Origin of the sequence: Corynebacterium sp. HMSC034A01 (assembly GCF_001838175.1) — a bacterium.
GTDB lineage: Bacteria > Actinomycetota > Actinomycetes > Mycobacteriales > Mycobacteriaceae > Corynebacterium.
Genome location: NZ_KV835971.1, coordinates 1 through 18,800, shown reverse-complemented (window position 1 = coordinate 18,800; position 18,800 = coordinate 1). Strand labels below are relative to the sequence as shown.

Genomic DNA, 18,800 nt, shown 5'->3' with positions numbered 1-18,800 from the left:
CCCGGCAACCTGTTTTTACGTAAGGCACTGTATCAAAGTTTGTGACGCGCCTGACAACAATGCCTTCTTCCTGGACACACCACAGCCAACAGGCGGGTGCACGCTTGGCCGCGGGCCCGTCCGTTAAGCTGGTCGCGTATCTGCCCGGCGGAAAGGTGACGTATGCGCGAGCTGTACTTCTTGGAAGATGAGTCGACGGAGACGTTTTTCGTTCTCCGCGACGATAACGGGATGCGCTACCAGTTAGCGCGCACTGAGCTTGTGCCCTCGCTTATCGACGGCGATTCCGTCACCGATTCCGCCGCTGCCCCCTCCACCCCCGCCCACGAACCCGTGGACGAGCCTGAGCGCGACTCCGCTGAAGTAGAGGAAGCCGCAATCCCGGAGAAGCCCGCCGCACCCAAGCCCGCACCGGTGGAACGCTCCCTGCCGGAGCCGGATCCGCTCTACGCCACTCCCCTGTCCATGCGCCCGAACGAGATCCAGGCACGCCTGCGCGCCGGCGCCACCGCCACCGAGCTGGCCGAGGAGATGGGCGTGGCCGAAAGCCGCCTCGATGTGTACGCCCACCCGGTGCTCCTGGAGCGGGCCCAGGTGGCGGAGGCCGCCAGGCAGTCGCACCCGGTGCGCGAGGACGGCCCGGCGAAGCAAACCCTGTTCGAGATCCTGGCCACCGCGTTCGCGGCGCGCGGGCACTCGATCAGCGACGCGGAGTGGGACGCCACTCGCGAGCAGGGCGACAGCTGGGTCGTCCACGTCACATGGAAGGCCGGGCTGACGGAGAACGAGGCGCTGTGGACCTTCAAGCGCTCCATGGGTGCCGCCGCCCAGACTGAGGCGCGCAACGCCATGGCCGCGGACCTGACGGACCCGGATTTCGCGCAACCGGTGCGCTCGCTGTCCGCGGTGCGCGCAGACCGCGGGGAAGACGACGACTTCGACGTCTACGACCCCACCAGCGCTACCGGTGCCGCCGAGGCCGCCAACGCTGATGTCACGGAGTTGCCGGTGGAGGGCAACCCGGAGGTCGTCGATAGGCGAGACGATGTGCTCGAGGGCGACTTCCTGCGCCACCCGGACGAGGACGAGCAACCGAAGAAGCGGCGCCGCAAGGCCGTCACCCCGCACTGGGAGGACGTGCTGCTGGGGGTTCGCACGAACACCAAGCGCCCGAAGCGCTGAGCGCATTAGGATGTGTGCATGAGTTTCCCAGCGGTTCTTACGCTTTGGTTTGTCAACACCGCCGATCCGGCCGGCGTGCTCGAGCGCGAGCCGAAGGCCGACCGCGGGTTCGGCCGCAAGCTGCTTTCCCAGGTCAACCCGGCGTGGCCGATCACCCCGATCGGTTCGTTCCCGCTGAACCGCTCCTCGGTGCCGGGCCGCGACGAGTTCTACATCGCGGGTTTTCCAGGGGTGTCTGTGGTGCGGATGCTTGTCGACGACGCCTCGGCCCTATCCACCACAACCCCGTGGCTGTCGTCCCTGCCGGCCTCTGACGTGTTTGTCATCGCCACCGGCACGGACAGCGACTACGGCGGGTTCGCGCACTTCACCGGCGAGACCGTGGTGCGCAGCTTCAGCGCCACCCGCACCCAGGTCATCGAGGATGTGGGTCTGCCGGAGCCGTTCGAGGCGCCGTACTGGGCAGGCGAGCGCGCCGAGGCGGCCGGCGGCATCTCGCTGCCGTTTGAGCCGCGCGATCTGGCACTTTCGGCTGAGCGGCACTGGCTGGGCGTGGACATCGGCGAGGACGGCCCCGACATCAACGTCGTCGGCTACGCCGTGGACGGCCGCCCCGAGCCGAAGATCGAGGAAAAGAAGGCGCCCGCTGCGAAATCAGTGGACGCGGTGGCCGCGAAGTTCGCGGAGAAGTCGAAGGCGTACGACGATTACGAGGATGCCCCCGAGGACCAGCGCGGTGACGAGTTCGCCGAGCTTGCCGACGCCTCCGTGGCCGCCGCGAAGCGCGTCGGCCGGGGCTTGCGCGCACGCGCGGCGGAGCTGTGGAAAGCGTTTTCGGAGCGCGTCCGCCACTTCGACCGCTAGCGGTTGCGCTCGTAGAAGGCGATCGCGGCGGACGTCGCCACGTTGAGCGAGTCCGTGCCCGGCGCCATGGGGATCTTGGCGCGCACGTCGGTGGCGCGCATCGCGTGCGGGGTCAGGCCCGGGCCCTCCCCGCCGACGAGGAAGGCCACCTTGTCGTGGCCCTGGATCGCGTCCTTCAGCTCGACTGCGTCGTCGGCCGGGGTCAGCGAGATGAGCCACCAGCCGGCTTCTCGCAGCTCATCCAACGAGCGCTGCCACGTCGTCGGTGTGCCGTCGAGGTGGGCGAACGGGGTGCGCAGCACGTGCCCCATGGACACGCGCACGGCCCGCCGGTACAGCGGGTCGGCGGTGGCGGCGCCGAAGAGCACGCCGTCGACGCCCATGCCTGCAGCGTTGCGGAAGATTGACCCGATGTTCTCGTGGTCGCCCACGCCCTCTAGGACCACTAGGGTGCGTGCGCTGTCGATGACCTCGGCCACGCGCAAAGGTTCCGCTTTGTCGGCGGAAACGAGAAGACCTCGGTGCATGTCGTAGCCGGCGACCTCCCCCATAATTTCGCGGGTGATCTGGTAGACCGGCACGCCGCGGCGCTTGAGCTCGTCGCCGTAGTCGGCCATGAAGGATTCCAGCCGCCCGCCGAAGCCGAAGACGGCGCGCACCGGGAAGCGGGACTCCACCAACCGCCCGGCCACGAGCGGCCCTTCGGCGAAGACCAGCCCTTTTTCCTTGTCCGAGTGCTTCAGGTCGCGGATGTCGTCGAGCCGGGGGTCCCTTGGGTCGTCGATAGGCAGCAGCATTTACCCGATCGCCGCCAGGATCGGGCCCTGCGCAAAGTACACCACGAACAGGGCGGAGATGAGCCACATGATCCAGTGGATGTCCTTCACCTTGCCGGCGAACAAGTTCATCAGGGTAAACGAGATGAAGCCGACACCGATGCCGTTGGCGATGGAGTAGGTCAGCGGCATGGTCACGATGGTCAAAAACGCCGGCAGCGCGACGGTAAATTCGGACCAGGCGATCTGGCCGACCTGCATCATCATCAGCGCGCCGACGATGACGAGCACGGGGGCTGCGGCCTCGATCGGCACGATCTCGTAGAGGGGCGTGAAGAACATCGCGACGAGGAAGAGCACGCCGGTGACCACGTTGGCGAGGCCGGTGCGCGCGCCGTCGGCGATGCCTGCCGACGAATCCACGAACACCGTGTTCGACGACGCAGAGGCCGCTCCGCCGACGACTGCGCCGAAACCCTCGACGACCAGGGCGCGCTTCATGTCCGGCAGCACGGCGTGCTCGTCGGTAAGCCCGGCCTGGCGGCCCAGTGCGGTCATGGTGCCCATGGCGTCGAAGAAGTTCGCCAGCACGAGGGTGAACACGAGCAGCGACGCGGAGATGACGCCGATGTTGACAAACGCGCCGAACAGGTCGACGTTACCCACGATGGACAAGTCCGGGATCCCGCCGAAGCTATCCGGCAGGCCCGGTACCGCCATGCCCCAGCCCTCCGGGTTGTCGGCAGAGGAACCTGCGCCGGTGCGCGTCTCGACCACCATGGCAATCAAGGTGGTGAGCAGGATGCCGATGAACAGCCCGCCGCGGACGTTGCGCACAACCATGAAGCCGCAGATGAACAGGCCGATGATGAACACGAAGGTGGGCCAGGACGAGATTGAGCCGCCGGTGCCCAGCTGCACCGGCACGGTGGTCATGGCGGCGTCGGGGATGCGGCGGATAAAGCCGGCGTCCACAAGCCCGATGGTGGCGATGAACATGCCGATGCCCACGCTCATGGCCACCTTCATGGAATCCGGGATGGCGTTGAACACGGCGGTGCGGAAGCCGGAGACGGCCAGCAGCACGATGATGATGCCGTCGATGACCACCAACCCCATGGCCTCGGGCCAGGTCAGGCCCTGCTGCCCCACCATGGTCACCGCGACCAGGGTGTTGATGCCCAGGCCGGTGGCGATGCCGAACGGGTACTTGGCAATCACGCCGAACAGGATGCTCATCACGCCGGCGGCGAGCGCCGTTGCGGCGGCGACCTGCGGGATGCCCAGGACAACTCCTTCGCGGTCCGGGCTGGTGCCGATGATCAGAGGGTTGAGCAGCACGATGTAGGCCATCGCGAAGAACGTCACTACCCCGGCGCGCACCTCGGTGCCGACCGTGGATCCGCGCTCGCTGATGTGGAAGAAGGTGTCCAGCGCGCCGCGCGGCTGCGGCTGGTCCTTATGCAGTTTTGCTCCGGTGGTGGTACTCACGTCGCATTAGTGTCGCACCCTGCCTGCGAAAACACCAATCGTTGGGGCTCACCAACGATTATTCCGCCACGGTGGTGTCCGAGTGCGCCCCGCAGCCGTAGGAGGAGGCCACCACGTGCCCGTCCGCGGAGTACTCGTTCGCGCAGATGCCGAAGTTCTCGCCCACCGGCTGCTCCAGCGGAATGTAAAACGCGCAGGAGCGGCACGACAGCGCGGCCTTTTCGGCGAACTCGCTGTTGGGGCCGAACTCGCCGGTGCGCCAGCGCTTCTTCGCGTCCTCCAGGCCGGTGGTGGTGAGGTAGCGCTTGGTTTCGCGGCCGGTGAACGTGACGGCCTCGCGGGAGAAGGAGTCGTCGGTGACGCGCTCGTCGTCAGGCGAAAGCTCCATGATGTCGCCTGGGCCCAGATCTCCAGGCCGGAGGCGCTCGGAGTACGGCACCCAGTCCGGCGCCTCCAGCGCGCCTTGCGACGGCACGAGCGCGACCTCGTTGACGGTGACCCGGTCAGCGCCGTCGGCGCAGGCCACCACGGCGTTCCATTCCCAGCCTGCGTAGCCGGGCACGTCGGCGGCGAAGCGGTGGGTGGCCACGTTGCGGCCCAGCCCGGTCACGCCGATGTGCTCGCCGACTTCCCCGTCGGCGATCTCGGCCAGCGCCTCCCGTGCAGTGGCGACTGCGTCGGTGGACAGCAGGGGGCTGCGCTTTCGGGGGTTGCGGGATCGGTTGTTGGATCGTGACACGGTTCCCCATTATTGCCCACGTGGTGCAGGATGGGTGGCATGGGTCGATTCACGCTTGCCGCCGTCTGCTCCTCGCTCGCCATGCTTGCGGGCTGTTCCTCCCCCGAGACCGCGGGGCCGGACACGCAGCGCCTCACCGCGCACGTTGAGGAGCGCCTGCCCTTCGACGACACCAGCTTCACCCAGGGCCTGGAGGTCGCCGACGACGGCACCATTTACGTCGGCACCGGCCAGGTGGGCGAATCCCGCCTGTACACGCGCACCCCGGAGGGCGAGGAGTTACGCTCCGTCGATTTGGATCCGGAGTTCTTCGGCGAGGGCATTACGCTTCACGACGGCACGGTGTGGCAACTGACCTGGCAACACGGCACCGCAATCAAGCGCGACGCCGCGACACTGGAAGAAACCGGGCGGGCGAATTACGCCGGCGAAGGCTGGGGCCTGTGCTCCCGCGCCGACGAGGACGAGCTGATCTTCTCCGATGGCACGGCCGAGCTGCGCCGCATGGACCCGGAAACCTTCGAGGAGCGCGAGCGCTTCACCGTCACCATGGACGGCCAGCCGGTGGAGGGCCTCAACGAGCTCGAGTGCGTGGGCGACGAGGTGTACGCCAACGTCTTCACCACCACCAACATCATGCGCATCGACGCCGACTCGGGGAAGGTCACCGCCGTCATCGACGCCTCCGGGCTGGAAAACAACGCCGCGCCCGACCCGAACAACGTGCTCAACGGCATTGCCCGCATCCCCGGCACCGAGGAGTTCTACCTCGCCGGCAAGCGCTGGCCCGATATGTACCGCGTGACGTTTAAGCCTGAGACCGCCGCCAAGTAGGATCGTGCGCCATGGCACCCAAACGCGCAGCAACCCAGCAGTGGAAAGTCCTGGCCATCGCCCTAGTTGGCGTGGTGGTGCTGGTGGGGGCGGTCTACGCCTTTATGAGCTACCAGCAGAACAAGCCGGGCACCCCGGTGCGCGACCTCGAAGTCGCCGTGGCTGCCGCCGGGCAGACCGAGCAGGTGCCCGTATATACAGTGTGCGAGCTGGACGTGGAGTGCCCCGGCGGTGAGCCGCCGAGCGTGCGCCTGCCCGATCAGGGGGACGTGACCTTCACTGTGCCCGGTGAGATCGAGCGCAACAGCTGGCGCCTGCTGCTCATCTACGACGACCCCGCCGCAAACACCGAGCGCGTGTTCACCTCCGGCGAGTCCGGCGAGGAAACCGTCCCGGCGGTGACCGAATCCGGTGCGAAGCTCGTCGTCACGGAGATTACAACCTTGGACATTGAAAAAGGCGACGACGGGGAAGAAACTCCCGTCATCGCCACGTGGTCTGTCGGCTTCGACTAGGCCGAAGGTGCGTCGCTAAGCATCCAGCTCCCGGGCCACCGCCCTCAGGATCCCCGCAACCTGGCGGCCTTCCTTGCGGTCCGGGTAGCGGCCGTTGGTCAGCGCTGGCTGGACCTGCGTCTCAATCAAGGTCATCACATCCGCCAGCATGCTGCCCAGCTCCTCCGGCTTGCGGCGGTGCACGGGGCGACGCTTCGGCTCATCGAGCACTTTCACGCGCAGCGCCTGCGGCCCGCGGCGGCCGGCAGCGAAATCGAACTCGATGCGCTGGCCTGCGACCAGCTCGTCCACGCCGTCGGGGAGCACGGACTTGCCGATGAAGACGTCGTCGTCGCCCGGGTTGGACGCGAAGCCGAAGCCTTTTTCGGTGTCGTACCACTTCACCTTTCCAATAGGCATGGCATCCTCCTTTAAGGTTCCGGTACATGGCCCGCCCATTGCAGGCCAAAATAAAGGCTTTACACTACACCTTCGCCCCGAAAACCGCGACTGTGACCCAGAACACCACAATTCGCCGCGCAGTGCCCGACCTGCGGAAACGTTGAACCCTGCTGTCACACGAACACCATTCCGTGCCGCTTGCGTGACACAATCGTTACAAATGGTTAGGCTGTCCCGAGAATTGGCGGTCAACGACGAGAGGAAACAAATCATGGGACGCCACTCCAAGAAGACCACCTCCACGGGCAAGAAGGCTCTGGCAGGTACCGCAGCAGTTGCAGCACTGGCAGGCATCGTCGCCCCGCAGGCAACCGCAGCACCGGATTCCGACTGGGACAAGCTCGCACAGTGCGAGTCCGGCGGCAACTGGTCAATCAACACCGGCAACGGCTACTACGGTGGCCTGCAGTTCAACTACGGCACCTGGCAGGCATACGGCGGCGGCGAATTCGCCCCGACCGCAGACCAGGCAACCCGCGAGCAGCAGATCATCATCGCCGAGCGCACCCTGGCCCAGCAGGGCTGGGGCGCATGGCCGGCCTGCTCCGCGCGCTACGGTCTGAATTCGGCGCCGACCAACCGCGACGCGCAGGCCGCCCAGGCGGCTCCGGCACCGAAGCCGGCTCCCGCCCCGGCTGCACCGGCACCGGCAGCCCAGACTTCCTCCACCGGCAACGAGACCGATGAGCTGTACACAAAGCTGCGCGACGCCATCAACGGCCTCGGCTTCCAGGTCCCGGCCACCGTCCAGGACAACTACGCCGCAAACCGCAACGACTACAACGCGTTCTACGCAACTAACCAGCCGCTGGTGGACGCCGCACTGGCCGGCGACTACGCCAAGGTCGCCCAGCTCGTCGGCTCTAACTTCAGCACCCAGGTCAACGACACCCTGGCGTCCCTGCAGCAGACCTACCTGCCGCGCTAAGCGCTACGCGCCGAAACCCCGCCTTCGGGCGGGGTTTCTTTTGCCCACATCGCTGATCTGCTAGTTCGCCCAGCCCGGCAACGGCACCGAACTAGCAGATGAGCCCACAGTTGGAATCAGTTTTCTATACCACCTGGGCAAACGGAACGTTGGACACTTGATCTGCTAGTTGTCCAAACTCTCAAACACACGAAAAAGGTGGCCCCGCAGCACGGGAGCCACCTTTGGTGTCGTCGCTAAGCGAAAGCTAGCGGTTGATGCGCGTCGTCGGGTGGACGTAGCCGGTCTCCTCCGCCTTCAGCGGCAGGATCAGCTCGTCGCCGAACGGGCTCGCGGCGCCGGTGAGCTTGGAGGAAATCTCGGTGACCGGGTGACCGTTACCAGGGGTGTGCGTGGGCCACGCCGGGTTCGCGCGACCGATCTTCTCTACATCTTTAGCCATGCCCCTCATTCTTTCACGCCGGGCACGAAAACGCACGTAAACTCACCCCCGCAATGTCTACCTTCCCCGAATTCTTGCAGTCGCTTAGCGACGATCAGCTCCGCCTACTCATCCGCACCCGGCCAGATGCCTTCTTCCCCGCCCCGCCCTCGGCCGGGTCGTTGGCCACGCGCCTGGGCTTGCCCGGCTCCGCGTCGCGGGCGTTGCGCCAGCTCACCGCAGCCGACCTGGCAGTACTGGAGCGGCTCGCCGACGCCGGCGCGGAGCTGGACCCGGTGGACGCGCGCGAACTCGGCGAGGTGGCGCACCTGCGGGAACTCGCCTTGGTGTTCGGGCCGGATAAGGAGCTGCGGATCTCCCCCGGCACGCTCACCGCGCTGCCCCCAGGCTGGCGCGTGACCGACAGTCTGCCGGCGGGCGCGGCCGAAGCGCTAGAGGCACTGCCCGCCCGCGAGCGCAAGGTGTTGGAGACCCTGGCCTCCTCGGGCGGGGTGGGCACCACCTCGGCGGCCGGGCCCGACGCGGACCCCGCGGCACCCGTGGCGAAGCTGCTTGCGGCCGGTTTGCTGGTGCGGGTGGACGCGAGCACGGTGCGGCTGCCGCGGCCGGTGCGCGACGCGATGCGCGGGATCCAGCCGCGTGAGTTCCCGCTTCAGGCGCCCGCGCTGCCGGAGGTGGACCAGTCCGCGGTGGACGAGGCCGCGACCTCGGCGGGCTTGGACGCCGTGCGACAAATGCGCCAGCTGGTCATGGCGCTCATGGACCACCCGGTCGCGCTGAACAAGGACGGCACCGTCGGCGTGCGCGCCGCGGCGAACCTGGAAAAGGAACTCGGCTTCGACCCGAGGTTATTGATCACCATCGGCGAGGCGGCGGGCCTTGTCGGCCGCGGCAACGTCGACGACGAGGACGTGCTCGCCGCCACCCGCGACGCGTTGACGTGGATCGACGCCACGCTTTCAGACCAGTGGGCAATCCTCATGGTCGGCTGGGCCGCCTCCCCGTGGCGCGCCGACACCGCCGCGAGACTTCTGTCCGCGGACATGCACGCGCCCGCGGTGCGCCACGCCCGCACAACCATCCTGCGCCACGCGGGCAACGTCGACCAGTTACTGTTCCACGCCCCGCTGGAGGCCAGCGGGTTCTCGCCACAGCTCATCCAAGCGGTGGTGGATGAGGCCCAGTTCGTCGGCGCGCTCGCCGGCACCCCGCAGCCGGCGCAGTCCTCTCCCCTGCTGGCGCTGCTGGACGGCCGTGATGGCGAGGACGTCGCCGCCGCGGCCAAACAGCTCGTGCCCGCGTCCGTCGACACGCTGATTGCCCAGGGCGACATGACAATGCTCGCCCCTGGCCCGCTCGAGCCGGACATGGCGTCGTTTTTGGAGCGCATCGCCGAGCTCGAATCGCCGGGCCTGGCCAGCGTGTGGCGGGTCACGGAGGCGTCGGTGCGCCGCGGCCTGGACGGCGGGCTCACTGCCGAGGAGGTCCACACCTGGCTGGGCCAGCACGTCATGGGCGAGGTGCCGCAGGCAATCGCGTTTCTTGTCGACGACACCGCCCGCACCCACGGCGCCATCCGCGCCGGCAGCGCGCTGAGCTACATCCGTTCCGCGGACCCGGCGCTGATCGCCACCGTGGCCGAGCGCTGCGGCCTGCGCGTCCTCGCCTCCACCGTCGCGGTGTCGGACCAGCCGCTGACCAAGCTCATGGCGCAGCTGCGTGCGGCCGGGATGCAGCCCACCGCGGAGGACAACACCGGCGCGACGCTGAACATGGCGCCCGAACCCGCGCTGGTCGCCGCTACCCCGTCTACCCTGCCGCGCACCCCAAAGGCCACCGAGGATCAGGTCGAAGCGATCGTGGCCAAGCTGCGCGCCGATTCCGGCTCCGACGCGGACGCCGGGGCCGGCGACATCTTCGAAACGCTGCGGGCGGCGGCTCGAGCGAAGCGGCATGTGGCCGTAGGTTTCGTGGATAAGCAAGGGCGCGGCCGCACGCTCACTGTGCTGCCGCTGAGCGTGAGCGCGGGGCAAGTCGACGCTCTCGACGAGGCCGCAGATCGCGTGGTGCGCATCGCCCTGCCGCGCATCACCAAAGTGGTGCTGGCTTAGCGGCTGACGCGCTCCAGGATTTCCAGGATGTGCTCGTAGTCCTCACCGGTCGCCGCGGTCAGGCCCAGCTCGCAGGTGCGGTTGGACGACGCATGGCAGGTCGAGTCCAGCTCGGCCGCCTGCGCCGCCTCGCGCTTCGTCGCGGCGTGGGTCAGCTCCGGGTGCAGCATGCCGCGGTCGCCCGCGTAGCCGCAGCAGTTCCACTCGGCGGGCACGCGCACATCTTCGGCCGCGGCGTCAGCGACGCGCGCCAGCGTATCGACGATCCCAAGGTGCGTCGCCGAACACGTCGGGTGCAACGTCACAGAGTCCACCTTCTGCTTCACCTCGAGGCGCTCGAGCACCTGGTCCTCGACGAACTCGATGGCATCGATGACGGTGATGCCGATGCCCTCGGCCATGTCGCGGAAGCCGTGGGTGCAGCTGGACGCGTCCACGACCACGGGCAGGCGCCCGCCGTCGGTGGCGGCGATGAGCTGGTCGTTGACCCGGCGCTGCATGATGTCGTGGCCGGTGCTCATGCCTTTCGACGCCCACGGGGTCCCGCAGCACATCCCGTCGATGCCCTCCGGGACGGTCAGCGCGAGCCCGGCGCGCTCGACCAGCTTCGCAAACGCCTCGGAGGCGCCCACGCCCTCGCCCTGCGGCCCGAACATGGAGTTCACGCAGGCGGGGACAAACACGCCCGCCGGCTCGGCGCCCGGCGCGCCGATCCGGGTGCCGAACGCCTTGGAACGCTTGGCCCCGCCCTTGGACAGCTCGGAGCGGTACTGCGGCACAGTGTCGTCGCCCACCAGGGCGCGGGCGACGTCGGTGACCTTCTGCACCAGCTTGGTCGGCATGTAGTACGCGCCGGTAAGCGCCGCCGAGGCCAGCGTGTTGCCCGGGCCCCACGCCTTCGCGGCGGCCGCCCAGCCGGCGGATTCCGCGGCACCGGCCTGGCCGCGGCGCAGGGATTTGATGAACTTGCCGGTGTCGATCTTCACCGGGCAGGCCGTGACGCACATGGAGTCCACCGCGCAGGTGTCGATGCCGTCGTACTGGTAGGCCTCGTCGATGTGTGCGACCAGCTCGGTGTCGCCTTCCTGGATCGCCTTCGCACGGGCGCGGCGCACCACGATGCGCTGGCGCGGGGTCATGGTGATGTCGCGCGAGGGGCACACCGGCTCGCAGTAGCCGCACTCCACGCAGGAGTCGATCTCGTCTTCCACGTGCGGGTTGAGCTTGAAGTTCTTCATGTGTTCGCGCTCGTCGTCGGTGATGATCACGCCCGGGTTCATCACCCCGCGCGGGTCGGCGGCGCGCTTGAGCTCCACCATGACCTCGTAGAGCTCGTCGCCGTACTGGCGGCGCACGTACGGCGCCATCACGCGGCCGGTGCCGTGCTCGGCCTTCAGGTTGCCGCCGGCGCCGAGCACGAGGTCGACCATCTCTTCGTTGAAGCCGTCGTAGCGGCCCAGGTTCTCGTCGCCTTCGAAGCGGTCGGTGATGAGGAAGTGGATGTTGCCGTCTTTGGCGTGGCCGAAGATGACGGCGTCGTCGTAGCGGTAGGCGTCGAAAAGCTGCTGCAGCCCGCCGCAGGTGTCGGCGAGGTCGTCCACGGGCACCGCGATGTCCTCGAGCAGCGCGGTGGTGCCGGACGGGCGCGCCTCGGCGACCTGCGCGTAGAGGCCCTTGCGGAAGGCCCAGGCCTTGGCGGCCTCGGCGGCGTCGGTGGTGAAGGCGGCCGGGGTCTGCAGGTCGAAGCCTTCCAGCAGCTTTGCGCCCGCGGCCTCGTATTCGCGCAGCTCATCGGCTTCGTTGGCGTGGTACTCGATGAGCAGCGCAGCCTGGCCGGACAGCTCGAAGCCGGTGATCTGCTCCGGCACCGAGTCGAAGGTGCGGCCGACCTTGATGGAGCGCGAGTCCATCAGCTCCAGCGTGGCGGCCTTGGAGTCGAACAGCGCCGGCAGCGAGCGCGTCGCCGCGTCAAGCGTCGGGTACACCGCGATGGTGGTGGTCTTCAGCTTCGGCACCTCGATGGTGCGCAGCACAGCCTCCGCGATGAACGCGAGCGTGCCCTCGGACGCGACCAGCAGGTGCATGAAGATGTCCAGGGGCGACTCGTAATCTAGGAACGCGTTGAGGCTGTAGCCCATCGTGTTCTTCAGCGCGAAGTGTCGCTCGATGGTGGCGACGGATTCCTTGTTCTCGCGCACGCGCCGCTTCAAGCGCTCAAGCTTTGCGACGAGCTCCGCCTCCTCCCGCGCAAACTGCGCCTCCGCATCCGCGTGGGCGGTGTTGATGACGGTGCCGGACGGCAGCACGAACGTCATCGATTCGATGGTGTTGTAGGTGTTGTACTGCGTGCCGCAGGCCATGCCGGAGGAGTTGTTGGCAATCACGCCACCCATCGTCGCCGCGCCCTCGGACGCCGGGTCCGGGCCGATCTTGCGGCCGTACGGGGCGAGGTGGGCGTTGACCTGGCGCACCGTGGAGCCGGGCTGGACGCGCACGCGCTTGCCACCGTTAAGGACCTCCACGCCGCGGAAGTGCTTGCGCACGTCCACCATCATGCCCGCGCCGCCGGCCTGGCCGGACAGGGAGGTGCCGCCGCCGCGCAGCACCACCGGGGCGCCGGATGCCGCCGAGGCGCGGAAGGCGGCCGCCACGTCGTGGGCGGTGCGGGCTTCCACCACCACGTCCGGGGTGTAGAGGAAGTGCGACGCGTCGTGGGCGTACTTGATCCGGTCGATCGGGCGGGTGGAAAGCGCCTGGTCGGAGCCGAGTTCGCGGGACAGATGGTCTGCGGGGGAGGAAATGGTTGTGGTCATAAATCCATGCTAGCCCCCTGTGAATCCGCGGAATACATTTCACAACCGTTGACAAAGTGTTGGGTTTATACAACACTTCATTGCATGTCGCCGAAGAAGCTACCGAAGGACCCGATATATAACCGGGTTCGTGTACTCCGCGCCGAGCGCGACATGACACGAATCCAGCTCGCAGAACTGATCAACGTCAACCCGCAAACCGTCGGCGCGCTCGAGCGCGGAGACCACTCCCCCAGCCTGGATCTAGCCTTCCGCGTCTGCGAGGTCTTCGACCTCCCCGTCGAGGCCGTGTTCTCCCGCACCGAATTTCCCCCTATGTCGAAGGAGCTGTACACCAGATGAACGGCATCGACCGTGAGAGAAAAACAAAAACGCTCATTGCCATTTCCTTCTTAGCCATGCTCTTTTTCATCGTCTGCACCGCGCTCCAGCTGACGCTGAGCCAGTGGTGGCTATCGACCTTGTCGATCGCTTCCGTCATAATCAGCATGATCGCATGGGCACAGATCAGAGCGGAGAACGGCAACGCCGACACCATTCCAGAAGACCTGCTCGACGAGTACGAGCGCAGCGTGCTGGACACTTGGCGCAAGCGTGCGATGAAAGCATTCGCCCTGCTCAATGGCATCGGCGGTTTCGGTTTCATGCTTACCGGTCAGCTGCTAGACGGACCTGGCAGCACTGCCTTAGTAGCTGCCGGGTACTTCATGCTGTTCACCTTCCTCATCGTCTACCCGCTGCCCATGGTCGGCTACGCCATTACCTTTAACCGCAAGGAGGAGGACAAGTGACCACAATCGAAATCCGCGACCTGAACAAGCGCTTTGGCAGCGTCCAAGCCCTCGACGGCATGAGTTTCACCGTCCACGACGGCGAAATGTACGGCTTCGTCGGCTCCAACGGCGCCGGCAAGTCCACCACGATGCGCATCGCCCTCGGCGTGCTCGCCGCTGACTCGGGCGAGGTGCTTCTCGACGGGCGCCCGCTTGACGACGACACCCGCCGCCGCATCGGCTACATGCCCGAGGAGCGCGGCCTGTACGGCAAAGAAAAGATCCTGGAGCAACTGGTCTTTCTGGCCAAGCTGCACGGCGTCGACGGCAAAGCCGCCAAGCAGCGCGGCACCGAGCTGCTCGAGGAGCTCGGTTTGGGCGAGCGCGTGAACGACAAGCTCGACGACCTCTCCCTGGGCAACCAGCAGCGCGTCCAGCTCGCCGCGAGCCTCATCCACGACCCCGACATCCTCATCCTGGACGAGCCGTTCTCCGGCCTCGACCCCGTCGCCGTGGACGTGATGAGCACGATGCTCACCGACCGTGCCCGCGCTGGCGTGCCCGTCATCTTCTCCTCCCACCAGCTGGATCTGGTGCAGCGCCTGTGCGACCGCATCGGCATCGTCACCCGCGGCCGCATGGTGGCCGAAGGCACCGTCGACGAGCTGCGCGCCCACGGCCCCATCCGCTTCAAGGTGGGCACCCAGGCCCGCGGCTGGATCCCGGAGGGCATGAAGCTTATCGACGACTCCGCCACCCACGTCATCCTCGAAGCCCCGAGCGTCCAGGACGACCAGCGCATCCTGCAGGCCGCCATGGCCGCAGGCCCCGTCCACGAGTTCACCCGGGTCGTGCCCGACCTGGCCGACCTGTTTAAGGAGGTTGTGCAGTAATGAAGGCTTACTCACCCATGCACACGATCACCACCACGGCTGCGCGCGAGATCCAGATCCTGCTGCTGAAGAAGGGCGTGGTCATCACCTTCGTCATCCTCCTTCTAGCCATGGTCGGTGTCATCGGCTTCGCCTCCTGGCAGAAGAGCAAGGACGGCGCTGACGGCGGCGATGCGAAGACTGCGGTGGCGACCGTAGGCGTCGATAAGCAATTGCTCGACGGCGCCGGGTACGACGCCCGCGAAACTGCGAGCCGCGACGACGCGGTGCAACTGGTGCGCGACGGCGACGTCAAGGCCGCGCTGGTGGCCGAGGGCGACCAGTGGGAAGTCATTTCGGACGGCACGCCGTCGGCCGGAATCATGGAGGGGATGGAGGCGCTCGCCGACAGCTACACCCGCGCCGAAACGCTGAACACGCTGGGCATTTCGCCCGCGGATTACGAGGCGGCGTCCCGCAGCATCGACATCGTGCCTGTGGACGTGGACGAGGCCAGCGGCGAAGACTTCGAGCAGCAACTGCTCCGCCTGCTCACCACATTCGTGGCGCTGATGGTGGTCATTTTCACCGTGATCACCTTCGCCGCCCAGGTGGGAAGCCGCGTGACCGAGGAGAAATCCTCCCGCGTGGTCGAGCTCGTCCTCGCCTCCGTGCGCCCGCTGGATTTCCTGGCGGGCAAGCTGCTGGGAACGCTCGTGCTGGGCTTCCTCGCCACCGCCGTGCTGCTCATCGTCGGCGGCGTTGGCTTGAAGGTCTCCGGGCTCGTGGACGACATCGAATTCGACTGGTCCGTCCTCCCCGTCCTGCTGATCGCCTGGCTGCTGGCCATGCTGTTTTTCGGCGCCCTCTACGCCGCGGCCGGCGCGATGGTGCAGCGCACCGAGGACCTGCAGTCCACCCAGATGCCGATCCTGCTGCTCATCATGGCTTCCGCGTACATCCCCGGCTTCGGCTGGATGAACACCGATGCCACCTGGATGCAGGTAATGAGCTGGATCCCGCCGTTTTCCATCTTCGCCGCGCCGCTGTCGTATGCGGCCGGGGACTTCACCGCGCTGCAGCTGGCAGGCTCGTTTGCCCTCGCGGCTTTGGCGACGGCGCTGGCCGTGTGGGCCGCCGCCCGCATCTACAAGCGCACGATCCTCAACAACGGCAACGTGACCAAGTGGTCCCAGCTGCTGCGCAGGGGCTAGCGTGCGCGCATTTTGGCGATGAACTGCTCGGCGTCGAACTCGGCGCCGAGTTCTCCTTTTTCTACGGCGAGTTTGAGCGCGTCGAACTTCTGCTCCCGCTCCTCCACGAGCCGCAGCCCCTCGCGCAGGACTTCGCTGGCAGACGCATAGCGGCCGTCCTGAATGAGCCGGGCGATGAACTTGTCGTAACGTTCGCCGAGTACAACTGAAGTGTTCTTAGCCATACACGGCACGCTACCAACATTTAGGAGTAGATCGCATGGCTCTCGGCGACGGCCCCCTGATCGTCCAGTCGGACAAGACCGTCCTGCTCGAAGTCGCGCACCCGGACGCACCCAAGGCCCGCGCCGCGCTCGCCCCGTTCGCAGAGCTCGAGCGCGCGCCCGAGCATATCCACACCTACCGCATCACCCCACTTGCGCTGTGGAACGCCCGCGCCGCCGGCTTCGACGCCGAGCAGGCCGTGGATGTGCTCGAGCGCTACTCCCGCTTCCCGGTGCCGCAGGCGCTGCTCGTGGACGTTGCCGAAACCATGGCCCGCTACGGCCGCCTCAAGCTGGTCAAGCACCCCGCCCACGGGCTGATCCTGGAGGCGGACGACCACGCGATCCTCACCGAGGTCACCCGCAGCAAGAAGATCCAGCCGCTCATCGCGAAGCCTATCGACGACACCACCGCCCCCGTCCACCCCTCCGCCCGCGGCCAGATCAAACAGGAGCTGACCAAGCTGGGCTGGCCCGTGGAGGACCTGGCCGGCTACGTCGACGGCGAGTCTCACCCGATCGCGCTAAACCACGACGGCTGGGAGCTGCGCGACTACCAGCAGTACGCCGCCGAATCCTTCTGGGAGGGCGGCTCCGGCGTGGTGGTGCTGCCCTGCGGCGCCGGCAAAACCATCGTCGGCGCAGCATCGATGGCGCAGGCACAAACCACCACCTTGATCCTGGTGACCAACACCGTCGCCGGCCGCCAGTGGCGCGACGAGCTGCTGCGCCGCACCACCCTAACGCCTGAGGAGATCGGCGAGTACTCCGGCGAGAAGAAGGAAATCCGCCCCGTGACCATCGCCACCTACCAGGTGGTCACCCGCAAAACCAACGGCGAATACCGCGCACTCGAACTTTTCGACTCCCGCGACTGGGGCCTGATCATCTACGACGAGGTCCACCTCCTCCCCGCTCCCGTCTTCCGCATGGCCGCCGACCTCCAGTCCCGCCGCCGCCTCGGACTCACGGCGACCCTCGTGCGCGAGGACGGCCGCGAGGACGACGTGTTCTCCCTCATCGGGCCAAAGCGCTACGACGCCCCGTGGAAAGAACTCGAGATGGCCGGCTACATCGCCACCGCCGAGTGCGTCGAAGTCCGCACCACGCTCACCGACGAGGAGCGCCTCACCTACGCCACCGCCGAAACCCGCGAGCGTTACCGTCTGGCGGCCTGTTCGGTGGGCAAGCTGGAAGTCGTCGATAGGCTTCTTGCAACGCATAAGGGGCAGCAGACCCTGATCATCGGCGCGTACGTGGAGCAGCTCGAGGAGATCGCATCGCGTATCGACGCTCCCCTGGTCGACGGCAAAACCACCACCAAAAAGCGCGAAGAAGCCTTCCAGGCGTTCCGGGACGGGGAAATCTCCACCCTGGTGGTGTCCAAGGTGGCGAACTTCTCCATCGACCTGCCCGAAGCCGCCGTGGCCATCCAGGTCTCCGGCACCTTCGGCTCCCGGCAGGAAGAAGCGCAACGCCTGGGCCGATTGCTGCGGCCCAAATCTGACGGCGCGGAAGCCGTGTTCTACACCGTGGTCGCCCGCGACACCCTCGACTCCGAGTACGCCATGCACCGGCAACGCTTCCTGGCTGAACAGGGCTACGCGTACCGACTGGTCGACGCCGCCGACCTTTAAACTTGTATGCCATGAGTGGCATGAAGGTATTCAAGTTCGACGTCGACGAGGACTTTGCGAAGCAGCACAACGAGATGGTGCGCGACACCCGCAGCCTCGTCGCATCCGGCATCGCGATCTTTGTCATCTCCGTGATCGTCGGCGTCGCCGTGTGGTTCCTTGTGGACCCGTCCTCGCCGTGGCATTGGCTTGGCAGCTTTGGCGCCGTACTGTTCGGCGTATTGATGCTCGTGGTGGCGCTTTTGATCCCCCGCAGCGTGGGTAAGACCCAGGAGATCTACGACTCCCACCCGCTCGCCCCCGCCATCATCACCGAGCGCGCCGGCACGACGGTGACCCTGACCGCGCTGGTGAACCTGAACGTGGACCCCGCCCTGCCGCCGCGCTGGGCCATCACCTCGCGTGTGATGCAGCCTCTCCCGAACACTTCCGACAAGGTCGGAACCAAGGTGCCCGTCGCTGCGGTGGGCGCGCAGCGTTCCACCCGCGACCAACAGCACTGGCAGACCATCACCCCCATGCCCATCGCCTGGGGCACTCCCGACGAGGCAGTTGTAGCTTCCGCACGGAAATCGATCCCCCAGGACCAGTGGTCCACGCTGGAGCGCGCCCGCAAGAAGGCTGCTCTCGTCGAGCAGTCAAAGAACTCGCTCGTGGAGCTCTAGCGCGGGCTCTTTCCGGGCTAAGCGTCTGCCCGCGCCCGACTTCCGCCCCTCCCCATCTCTCACCCGCGACAGATCCCTCATCGGTTCGGTCGCGGGCATTCTACTTTGTTCGCCCCAGCCTGCGGGACTTCGTGGCTGGGCGCCAATGATTGGTGCAGGCCTGGTTGTCCGCAATGCGGAGTTGGTGTGCGTCCGAGTCCCGTTGTTTCCTCCGTATGTGCGGGTGTGTTGTGTAGAAGT

19 protein-coding genes are annotated in these 18,800 nt (G+C 66.9%); 12 read left to right on the top strand and 7 right to left on the bottom strand.

The genetic code is table 11. The features are described from left to right. The first annotated feature begins 162 nt into the window (after positions 1-162). On the top strand, positions 163-1,182 hold the full coding sequence (gene sepH / locus HMPREF2791_RS07215; protein WP_070844888.1) for a septation protein SepH: 1,020 nt from the start codon (positions 163-165) through the stop codon (positions 1,180-1,182). 18 nt (positions 1,183-1,200) lie between these two features. Beyond that, on the top strand, positions 1,201-2,046 hold the full coding sequence (locus tag HMPREF2791_RS07210; protein WP_070844887.1) for a DUF6928 family protein: 846 nt from the start codon (positions 1,201-1,203) through the stop codon (positions 2,044-2,046). Here the strand turns inward: HMPREF2791_RS07210 and HMPREF2791_RS07205 are convergent. Genes HMPREF2791_RS07205 through HMPREF2791_RS07195 form a run of 3 tightly spaced genes read right to left on the bottom strand, consistent with a single transcriptional unit; the run spans position 2,043 to position 5,052 of the window. After that, a complete protein-coding gene (locus HMPREF2791_RS07205) occupies positions 2,043-2,843 on the bottom strand; it encodes a TrmH family RNA methyltransferase (protein WP_070472987.1) in 801 nt (266 codons plus the stop codon). The two genes, HMPREF2791_RS07210 and HMPREF2791_RS07205, sit on opposite strands and share 4 nt — an antisense overlap. Beyond that, positions 2,844-4,313: an NCS2 family permease gene (locus HMPREF2791_RS07200; RefSeq protein ID WP_070472990.1), complete on the bottom strand. Its 1,470-nt coding sequence runs from the start codon at positions 4,311-4,313 to the stop codon at positions 2,844-2,846. Positions 4,314-4,371: 58 nt separating this feature from the next. After that, on the bottom strand, positions 4,372-5,052 hold the full coding sequence (locus HMPREF2791_RS07195) for a DUF3027 domain-containing protein (RefSeq protein WP_070844886.1): 681 nt from the start codon (positions 5,050-5,052) through the stop codon (positions 4,372-4,374). A gap of 39 nt (positions 5,053-5,091) precedes the next feature. On the opposite strand from HMPREF2791_RS07195, the gene HMPREF2791_RS07190 reads away from it, so the two are divergent. Together HMPREF2791_RS07190 and HMPREF2791_RS07185 are read left to right on the top strand one after the other, a co-directional pair. Next, positions 5,092-5,886 (top strand): glutaminyl-peptide cyclotransferase, encoded by a 795-nt coding sequence (locus HMPREF2791_RS07190; RefSeq protein ID WP_070844885.1) that lies wholly within the window; start codon positions 5,092-5,094, stop codon positions 5,884-5,886. 11 nt (positions 5,887-5,897) lie between these two features. Beyond that, positions 5,898-6,401, top strand: a complete 504-nt coding sequence (locus HMPREF2791_RS07185) for a DUF2771 family protein (RefSeq protein ID WP_070472999.1) — start codon at positions 5,898-5,900, stop codon at positions 6,399-6,401. Positions 6,402-6,416: 15 nt separating this feature from the next. Here HMPREF2791_RS07185 and HMPREF2791_RS07180 read toward each other — a convergent pair whose 3' ends face one another. Next, positions 6,417-6,800, bottom strand: a complete 384-nt coding sequence (locus tag HMPREF2791_RS07180) for a cold-shock protein (RefSeq protein WP_034999423.1) — start codon at positions 6,798-6,800, stop codon at positions 6,417-6,419. 253 nt (positions 6,801-7,053) lie between these two features. Here HMPREF2791_RS07180 and HMPREF2791_RS07175 point away from each other — a divergent pair, with 253 nt between their 5' ends. After that, positions 7,054-7,770, top strand: coding sequence for a resuscitation-promoting factor Rpf1 domain-containing protein (locus HMPREF2791_RS07175; protein ID WP_070473002.1), 717 nt, complete (start codon positions 7,054-7,056; stop codon positions 7,768-7,770). Positions 7,771-8,017: 247 nt separating this feature from the next. On the opposite strand, the gene HMPREF2791_RS07170 is transcribed toward HMPREF2791_RS07175, so the two are convergent. Next, positions 8,018-8,212, bottom strand: a complete 195-nt coding sequence (locus HMPREF2791_RS07170) for a hypothetical protein (protein ID WP_034999421.1) — start codon at positions 8,210-8,212, stop codon at positions 8,018-8,020. Between the two features lie 53 nt (positions 8,213-8,265). Here HMPREF2791_RS07170 and HMPREF2791_RS07165 point away from each other — a divergent pair, with 53 nt between their 5' ends. Continuing rightward, positions 8,266-10,323: a helicase-associated domain-containing protein gene (locus HMPREF2791_RS07165; RefSeq protein WP_070844884.1), complete on the top strand. Its 2,058-nt coding sequence runs from the start codon at positions 8,266-8,268 to the stop codon at positions 10,321-10,323. Here the strand turns inward: HMPREF2791_RS07165 and HMPREF2791_RS07160 are convergent. Beyond that, a complete protein-coding gene (locus tag HMPREF2791_RS07160; RefSeq protein WP_070473007.1) occupies positions 10,320-13,136 on the bottom strand; it encodes an FAD-binding and (Fe-S)-binding domain-containing protein in 2,817 nt (938 codons plus the stop codon). The two genes, HMPREF2791_RS07165 and HMPREF2791_RS07160, sit on opposite strands and share 4 nt — an antisense overlap. 84 nt (positions 13,137-13,220) lie before the next feature. On the opposite strand from HMPREF2791_RS07160, the gene HMPREF2791_RS07155 reads away from it, so the two are divergent. Genes HMPREF2791_RS07155 through HMPREF2791_RS07140 form a run of 4 tightly spaced genes read left to right on the top strand, consistent with a single transcriptional unit; the run spans position 13,221 to position 15,995 of the window. Further along, positions 13,221-13,478, top strand: coding sequence for a helix-turn-helix transcriptional regulator (locus HMPREF2791_RS07155; protein ID WP_070473010.1), 258 nt, complete (start codon positions 13,221-13,223; stop codon positions 13,476-13,478). Next, positions 13,475-13,927 carry a hypothetical protein gene (locus tag HMPREF2791_RS07150; RefSeq protein ID WP_070473015.1) on the top strand — a complete coding sequence of 151 codons (453 nt, stop codon included), beginning with the start codon at positions 13,475-13,477 and terminating at the stop codon, positions 13,925-13,927. The genes HMPREF2791_RS07155 and HMPREF2791_RS07150 overlap by 4 nt, the downstream gene beginning before the upstream one ends. After that, positions 13,924-14,802 (top strand): ABC transporter ATP-binding protein, encoded by an 879-nt coding sequence (locus HMPREF2791_RS07145; protein WP_070844883.1) that lies wholly within the window; start codon positions 13,924-13,926, stop codon positions 14,800-14,802. The genes HMPREF2791_RS07150 and HMPREF2791_RS07145 overlap by 4 nt, the downstream gene beginning before the upstream one ends. Then, a complete protein-coding gene (locus tag HMPREF2791_RS07140; protein ID WP_070473022.1) occupies positions 14,802-15,995 on the top strand; it encodes an ABC transporter permease in 1,194 nt (397 codons plus the stop codon). The genes HMPREF2791_RS07145 and HMPREF2791_RS07140 overlap by 1 nt, the downstream gene beginning before the upstream one ends. Here HMPREF2791_RS07140 and HMPREF2791_RS07135 read toward each other — a convergent pair. Further along, positions 15,992-16,219, bottom strand: coding sequence for a type II toxin-antitoxin system ParD family antitoxin (locus tag HMPREF2791_RS07135; protein WP_070473025.1), 228 nt, complete (start codon positions 16,217-16,219; stop codon positions 15,992-15,994). The genes HMPREF2791_RS07140 and HMPREF2791_RS07135 overlap by 4 nt on opposite strands. Positions 16,220-16,254: 35 nt before the next feature. Here HMPREF2791_RS07135 and HMPREF2791_RS07130 point away from each other — a divergent pair, with 35 nt between their 5' ends. Both HMPREF2791_RS07130 and HMPREF2791_RS07125 read left to right on the top strand, forming a co-directional pair. Further along, the gene (locus tag HMPREF2791_RS07130; RefSeq protein ID WP_070473027.1) at positions 16,255-17,895 is read left to right on the top strand and encodes a DNA repair helicase XPB; all 1,641 of its coding nucleotides are present in this window, start codon (positions 16,255-16,257) and stop codon (positions 17,893-17,895) included. A gap of 11 nt (positions 17,896-17,906) precedes the next feature. After that, a complete protein-coding gene (locus HMPREF2791_RS07125) occupies positions 17,907-18,560 on the top strand; it encodes a DUF3239 domain-containing protein (RefSeq protein ID WP_371335900.1) in 654 nt (217 codons plus the stop codon). Positions 18,561-18,800: the final 240 nt, after the last annotated feature.